The organism is Anaerococcus lactolyticus S7-1-13, assembly GCF_000758765.1.
Lineage (GTDB): Bacteria > Bacillota > Clostridia > Tissierellales > Peptoniphilaceae > Anaerococcus > Anaerococcus lactolyticus.
The window spans coordinates 1-7913 of record NZ_JRMW01000010.1 but is presented as its reverse complement, the minus strand read 5'-3'; the positions used below and the strand labels follow the sequence as shown (position 1 = coordinate 7913).

The following is a 7913-nucleotide window of genomic DNA, read 5'->3' as shown; positions in this document are numbered from 1 at the left end:
ATTCATGGGATGTCTCGCATGTGCTCGACATGACAGTTAGAGCTTGACTTTTCAAGCCCACCTGTCATTCCGAACGTACGGGAGGAATCCCATAAACCCAGGATCTCTAATTAATGAAATAAGCCCCCGGCCTTCTCTTTTTTTCCTGGACAAAAAAAGACCGCAAGCTCTTGCTTACGATCTTTTGATTTTATTCTTCGTCCTTATTCTTTTTTTCTCTTGTAAAGAACAGTCCGACACTTGATGCTGCCATCAATCCTAGGTAGAATTCATAGTTTGTTATAATTCCTGTGCGTGGATTTAATACTTTGGCTAGGGCTTTCTTTGTACCGGCTACTCCGCTATTTACAGTTGCTGATACACTTCCTGCTATTTTGCCTGCAGCATTTCCTACTGTTTTCACAGTTTGGTCTATCTTCGCTTGGATTTCAACTATTTCATTACCACCCTTTTGACTTGGATTATTTCCTTTGTCTTTTGGATTTTCCCCTGGCTTGTCACCTGTTTTGTCCCCTGGTTTGTCGACTGGCTTATCTCCTGGATTTCCTCCATCAGAATCGCTAGGATTTGGTGTACCAGTGTTATCACTTGGTGTATCATCTCCACCTTTATTATCACTTGGAGTATCATCTCCACCTTTGTTATCACTTGGCTTGTCTCCATCTGGGTTTGGGTATGTGCCTCCACCTAAAGTATCTCCTCCAGGATTTTCATCATCTGATCCCTTACCTACTGGACCTCCTCCCACGTTTGGACCAACGTCAAATTTACTGTACTTAGCTGTGATTACTGTCAAAGCCTTGTCGAATTTGTGGCATACTTGCCCACTTTGATCAGAGAATTTAAAGTTTTTATTCGCATCTTCCTTAAGATTATTTTCATCATCTCCATCCTGGTACTTCCAGCCATCAAATACATAGTCTTGTGCAGTTGATTCGTCCACCTCATTAATCATAACGTCTGTATCTTTCTTAACCCAATAGACTGTCTTTTTAGGGTTTAACGTATCCTTATCTCTTTTTACAATGACTTTTACAAAGTCAGCTGGCACATCAGGTCTTGTTTCATCTGGATCTCCTGAAACAACATTATCAACAAATTTCGCAACTATATAATTAGTTTTTTCACTAAACTGAATATTGCCATCCTTAAATACATTCCAATTAGTGTTTATTCCCTTTTGAATAGTCCATCTTAAGAAAGACTTTCCATTAACTGGATTAATCTCAGGTAAATTGATATCAGCATCAGGTTTGCCATTTGCTAATATACTTATATCAACATTCGGATGAACTTTATAAGCTCTTTGAGCCTTATCTTGATTATCATCAGTTGGTATTATATAGAGGTTTACATAACCTTCAGGAATAGGCTCTGTGGTATTTTCAGGATATACCTTATCAACAACCCTAACTATAAGGTCTGTAAGGACGCTTGTTCCATCTTCAAGAGCTATCTTAACTGGTACTTTCTTATCTCCAAGAGTACTTACATCAACATTATCTGGGTTGACTTCTCCGATAAATTCTAATTTATCTTTTGCTCCTAGTGTCTTCTCAAATTTTTCTCCATTAACTTCTATGGTATATTTAACATTATTCTTATAATCGTCTATATTTGGTCTAGCACCCCTAAAGGTTTCTATTACGCCACCATTTGCTTCTGGAATAGGCTTTATAGGTGTCCAAGGGACTTGATGGCTATAAATAGCTTTAATGGTAGTGTTATCATTAAAGCTATAGGTCAAATCCTTATCCCATTTAACAAAAGTATAGCCTTCTTTACCTGTTGGAGAATTTGCAGGGATAGTAACTTCAATATTTTTCCTAACCCTATAATAAGACTTAGATGAATCTGTTGCATTTTCAGTAGGGTCCACTGTTACCAAGAGGTAATCTTCATAACCTTTTGGTATATCAGTTTCATTTACTACTTTTTTTACCTTCTCTAAGACTTTAACCGGTATATCAACGTAATTAACGTCACCAGACTTATAGGTAAGCTTAAGAGTTGCATAATTTTTGTACACTTCTTTGTTTTCGTTATTTGTTACCTTGGTTTCAGGATCTAGAACTTCTGCGCTTACATCAGGTTCTTTAGTTATTTCATAAGCTTTTATTTCTGTAACATCTTTTTTATCAGAAAGTTTTCCTTCCTTTATAGCTTGCTTATACCTCTCAAGCTCTGGATTATTTCCAATATAGGTCACAACCGTTTCTGCGCTTACTCCTTGTGGCATTGGTTTAGATTTTGTAGAATACTTAGCTACAATAACAATTTCGCCAGCAATTTTATGATGCTTAGTCATATCAAAGTCGGTTTCTTTATTATTAGCCTTAACAGTCCATTTCTCAAAAATATAAGGTTTTATTCCTACTGGTTTATTCGCTTCTGGGATTTTTACATAAGCTTTTGGATTTACATAATAAGTTTTTGTTTGCTTATCAACAGCCTTTTCTGTTGGGTCAACTGTAACTTTTACAAAATCCTTCAAGAACTTATCTTTTTTGAGGATATTTACCTTGCCCTTATTATCCAAGGCCCTGTAAATATTTTTGTAAACTAAAACTGGTATATCAAATTCTTTGCTTGTCTTATCTTTGAAAGAAATTTTAACTTTTATACTTGTTTTGATTGGCTCTGGATCGGAGACTTTACTATTATAAACATCATCTTCTTTTAGCTTCTCATAAATCGCCTTCTCATCATCAAGTATTTCATAAGACTTGTAATTATCCATTTTAATAAACTCTACTAGTGCCTTATCATAATCAGCTGTCTTTGGCAAAAAGTTATTGATATATCCATTTTCATTTTTTGATGATTCAAAGACCTTGATAGGCTCTATTTCAGGATACTTTTTATCTATGAAACTAATCTCGAAGGTGTAATCCCTAGTAATGACTGTGTGAGGATCAAGCAAGCCAGTTGCAGGATTATCTTTTTGCGACCAGCTACCGATTTGATAACCTGGATCTGCTAGAAGGTCTGCATCATTTTTATCTTTTTTCCCATTATTTGTAGGAACATGAACTTTTGAGAAATACAAACCATCAATAACATCATAATGAACTTCCTTGATTTCTTTTCCATTCTCATCCTTGCCGAATGAACCGTGGTCTTTTGCTACAAAGCTTATCCTATGATAGCCTTTAGGTGGCTTATCGTACTTATCTTTGATAAGCCTAATATCCTTATAGTAGAAGTTGACTTGAGCATTCTCTAAATTATCTCCTACATCTACTCCATTTATACTTAGGAGTTTATTATTTTCTTCATTTAGCTCGAAAACAAGCTGAATTTGAGGCTTACTTACAAGTTTAAAGCCTGGGATTGGTCTAAAGTTTCTCGCATCATAGTGCCTGTTACCATTTGATATTTCATCCTGTTCTATTATTGGCTTGGTCAAGCTTGAATCTGGCTTGCCAACACTAGGGTATTTACTTGTATCGCTAAGGTCGGCCTTATTATCTACAAGAAGGTAATTTACCTTATATTCCCTCTTACGATATGGCTTGTAGAAAAATTGCAATTGATTATAGGCCATAGGACATTTTACTGTATCAACCTTGACGTTTTGATAGTAGGTATTTATCTCATTAGCAGAATTACTAATGCTATCGGTCGCGCCTTCAGATTCCTCTTTAATCTTATCCCTGTATTGGTTAAAGGTGTTTTTGACATCATCTGGCGCTTGATCAAACTCCTTGTCTGCTACTAGGGTTAGCTTTTCGCCTTGAAGTCTTGCAAAGTAGAAGGCAAAAGTACCCTCTCTTTGATTTTCCAAAACATTAGTTTCTGTCTTAACTTCATTTAGGTCCTCATCCAATATATGATCTGTTATCTTAACATCATAGAGGTTATTCTTTGCCCAAATAGCCTTTAAATAAACATCCGAATAAACTTCACTTTCGAAAGTATATTGGCGAGGTAGACCATATTTTTCTTTGAAAGAATCATCCACTTCACCAGTATTTTTTCCTTCACCATCTTTTTTAAATATGACATGCTCCCAACCCATAAAATCATAACCCGGTCTTCTAGGAACGGATGGAGCTTTTATAGCTAATCCATTCTCTACAATAAAGACTTGCTTGCCAGAAGTCGAAGTCTCATCTTCTGTTGGAAGTTTGTACTTCTTATTTTCCTTAATGCTAGTCCTTACATCATCGCCAACTTCATACTTACTGCTCTTTAGGTCTATCGGCTTTATCATGTAATTAGTAGCTTCATCAGCATCCAAACCTAAATCGAAAGTAACTTTACTATCAGTATCACATCCCCATTTAGCATAAAGGGTAATATTATGGGCAGGCATGGTATAATTTCCATCCTTAACTAGGGTTGTTCCTTCTGGATTCAAAGACCAGCCCAAAAACTTCCAAGACTCTGGCACCCAATCAGGCTTTTCTGGAACCCTATTGTCTATGATATGCTCTTGATCATATTTTTCCCTTGCCTCTTTGTTTTCTTCATCAGACTTATCATAATCAAAGTTGTAAACTCCGTCTAGCCACCTTAGTGGATGTTGGTAAGGGACTGATTCTTTTTCTGAATCTTTGTAGGAAGTATAATCCCTAACCTTTCTTGGGTCATTGTTAAAGTTTATCGTGTAAGACTTGCGTGAATATTCAAATTCTAGATTGGCATTGTCATTAAATTCTATCGGTTGAACATTTTCTTTTTCTTGATTATTTTCTTCCTTGTTTTTATCTTCTTGATTGCCCTCTTGATTATTCTCTTCCTTATTTTCTTCTTGATTCTCTTCTTCTTGATCATTCTCAACTTTTTCAGGAAACTGACCTAAGAATCTTATCTTATATTTTTCATTATAGAGGTCTTTATAGTTTTTTACATCTTCTCTTGGGGCTCCTATAAATTTTAGGTAGGTCTTAAATTCCTCTAACCTATCACTATCCTCATCATTTAGTTCTTCCCAATCATACACATCCATCGTTCCTTTTATTGTTGTTTTCTCATTTTTTGGCTCAAAGCCTTCTATATCAGGCGGAGTGAAACCATAATCAGCTATAGGGGTATCAAATTTCCTATATTGTAGGGAGAAGTCGTGGAGGGATTCTACATGTTCACCTTCAACTTCGAAACCAGGATAGGTATCCATAATAAACTGAACTTGGAAGGGTCTGCTTTGATTACTTGAATCTATACCAAAGCACATCTCCCTTTCTCCTAATGGCCTTTCGCCAGCATCGCCAAGGGGAAGGGTCTTTGAGTAAGCAGCTTTTCCTTTAATATCGCTAGGATCTAGGAAGTCATTTGCTGTTAGCCTATAGGGTGGGGTGTCCCTATAATGAATTGTTTTATCCTTACATAAGGCCGACCAACCCAAACTACGATAATCTTCAGGGTAGCCTTTGACATTTTCGATTGGATCTGGCCACAAGCCTTGCAAGTTTTGGTTAAAACGAGCCTTGAAGCTATAAGGTTCGCCTTTTTTAGAGTCATAGACCTTGCCATCCTTTGTAATAATAGGCCAAAAATGATTTTCACTATCATTTTCCGTAATTAACTTTGAAAAGTAGAGGGTGTAGACTTGCCTATCAAAGTAGATTTTGTAGCTGGTATTGCCAGCAGCGTCTATGGTTCTAGAGACTTTTTTGTAGACCGATTCGCCAGAATCATCTTCCACCTTTTCATTGGATACATCTTGATTTTGACTGTCGGTTAGTTCCTTGTTATACTTAAAATATTTATCAAACTCAGCACTATCCTTATAAATTTTATTTAGCCTAGCCTTGTCTAGGTCAGGAAAGGCTATACCATCTTTGGATGTACTGGCTATATCTGGAACGGATCCTGTCTTACCTGTAAGTACACGGTTTCCCACAAATTCATACTTATCTTTGAGGTCAAGCTTTGGATTTTTGTCATCATAATCTGCTTTTTCTACCCAAAATTCCACCGAATACTCAGCCTTATCATTTTCCTTATAAATGGCCTTGAAGGTGATATCTTCTGCTGGCATAGCATTTTGGAAGCCTTCTTGATATTTTGTCATATCAATAGGGGTATTAGCTTGTATTATGTTTTCTTCCCCACTCTTATCCTTTATGCAAATATCCTTATCTGCTACCCAATAAGCAAAGCTTGCCCCAGGTTTTTTAGGTGTCTCTGCTACTGCTGGGATGGTTTGACCATAAAAGAGGGTCATATCAGGGATATAAGTTCCCCCGTCAGTGTTTATTTTTACTTGGAAGCTCTTTCTGTTGTAGTAGATTACGAAGGGACTGTTTGTAGCTTCTGGTACAATTATTTCCAGATTGTCAGCATTTTTTTCTGGTTCGAATCCCTTGATTTTTTCTTTCAACTTCACAAAATCCATTTCAGAATAGTCTATTGGCCATCCGAACTTTAAATTGAAAAGATTATCAAGCTTCAATCTTTGTCCCGTCTTAGGAAAGTCTCCAAATGCATTTTTTTGTATGGTTATAATTTCTTTTTCGCCTTCAAGGTTTTCATATAGGTCTCTATCTTTCAAACTTTGAAATAAGTGTTTTACCTTGATACCGTTATTAATAGTAGGCTCGTAGTTTATATCCCTTGTGCCATTATGTAGCAAGCCTTCTTTTTTGCTAGCGTTTTTTCTTATGAAATCATAGCTTGCTATATATTCCCCGTCTGGCTTTTTGTAGCCCTTAAGTGTTGGTGGATTAAGATTGTAATTTACCTTGGCTTTTTCTTCATCGCTCGCATTTTCCCCAACACTTGCTACATAGGGTTGAGAGGCAAGCTCCATTTCCTTGAAATTAGTTCGTCTTCCAGTTACCGGTCTTTTGTAAGACCACCTGTATGTATATACACTTGGCTCGTCAGGATTGGTGATGCTATCCCCTTCTTTTAGATCATAAATTTCTTTATTAGGAAGATTATTAATGATCGTCTTATCCACTAGGGGATACCTCTTGTCTTTATTTATATCATTGTATTCGCTCTCAAATTTTCCTGCGAAAACTGGTGTAATATTTGATGCAACCATAGTTAGTGAAGTGACAAATGCCAAAATTCTTTTCGCTACTTTCATTCTTTATCCTTCTTGCATATTAGATTTTTTATTTTTTTATTATACACCCATCTTTTAGGAAAATATAGATTTTTCATAAAGTTTTTTTGATTTTTTTGTTATTTATCTCATTTTTTTAGAAAAATATGGTTTTTTTATAAATATTTCTTGGTTTCTCATTAAAAAATGCTTATAATTCAAAATATATAGTGGGCAATCCTACAAAGACAAGACCTCGTATTCATAAGATGTCTCGCGTACGCTCGACATGGCGCTTGTGAATTTTTAGTCACTTTCCACATCGCCGTCCCGAACGACGACGAAGTCGGAGGAGGGACCTTATGAATGAAGGACCTCTCATTCATGGGATATTTATTTTTCGTCAATCATCTACAGTCATTCCAAACGGAGTGAGGAATCTCACAAAGGCAGGACCCCTCATTCGCAAGATGTCTCGCATGCGCTCGACATGGCGCCTTGGGTTTTATTGTCACTTTCCACATCGCCGTCCCGAACGACGACGAAGTCGGAGGAGGGACCTTATAAAAAAGGACCTCTCATTCATGGGATATTTATTTTTCATCCATCTTCTCAAGTCATTCCGAACACAGTGAGGAACCTCACGAAGATAGGACCCCTCATTCATGGGATATTTATTTTTCGTCAATCATCTCCAGTCATTCTGAACGGAGTGATGAATCTCACAAAGATAAGACCCCTCTTCATTGGATGTCTCGCATGCGCTCGACATGACGATTCGTGACAAATAATATCATTAGATCCATTTTCTTCGTCATTCCGAACGTACGGGAGGAATCCCATAAACCCAGGATCTCTAATTAATGAAATAAGCCCCCAGCCTTCTCTTTTTTTCCTGGACAAAAAAAGACCG

Annotated in this window: 2 protein-coding genes; both read right to left on the bottom strand. The window is 36.8% G+C overall.

Features of this window, described 5'->3' with window-relative positions:
- Positions 1 to 190: 190 nt before the first annotated feature.
- Complete coding sequence (locus HMPREF1630_RS00380) at positions 191 to 7042, bottom strand: InlB B-repeat-containing protein (protein ID WP_037325975.1); 6852 nt, start codon at positions 7040 to 7042, stop codon at positions 191 to 193.
- Between the two features lie 642 nt (positions 7043 to 7684).
- Positions 7685 to 7913: hypothetical protein (locus HMPREF1630_RS09595; protein ID WP_037325973.1), on the bottom strand; the 229-nt coding region annotated here is incomplete at its 5' end.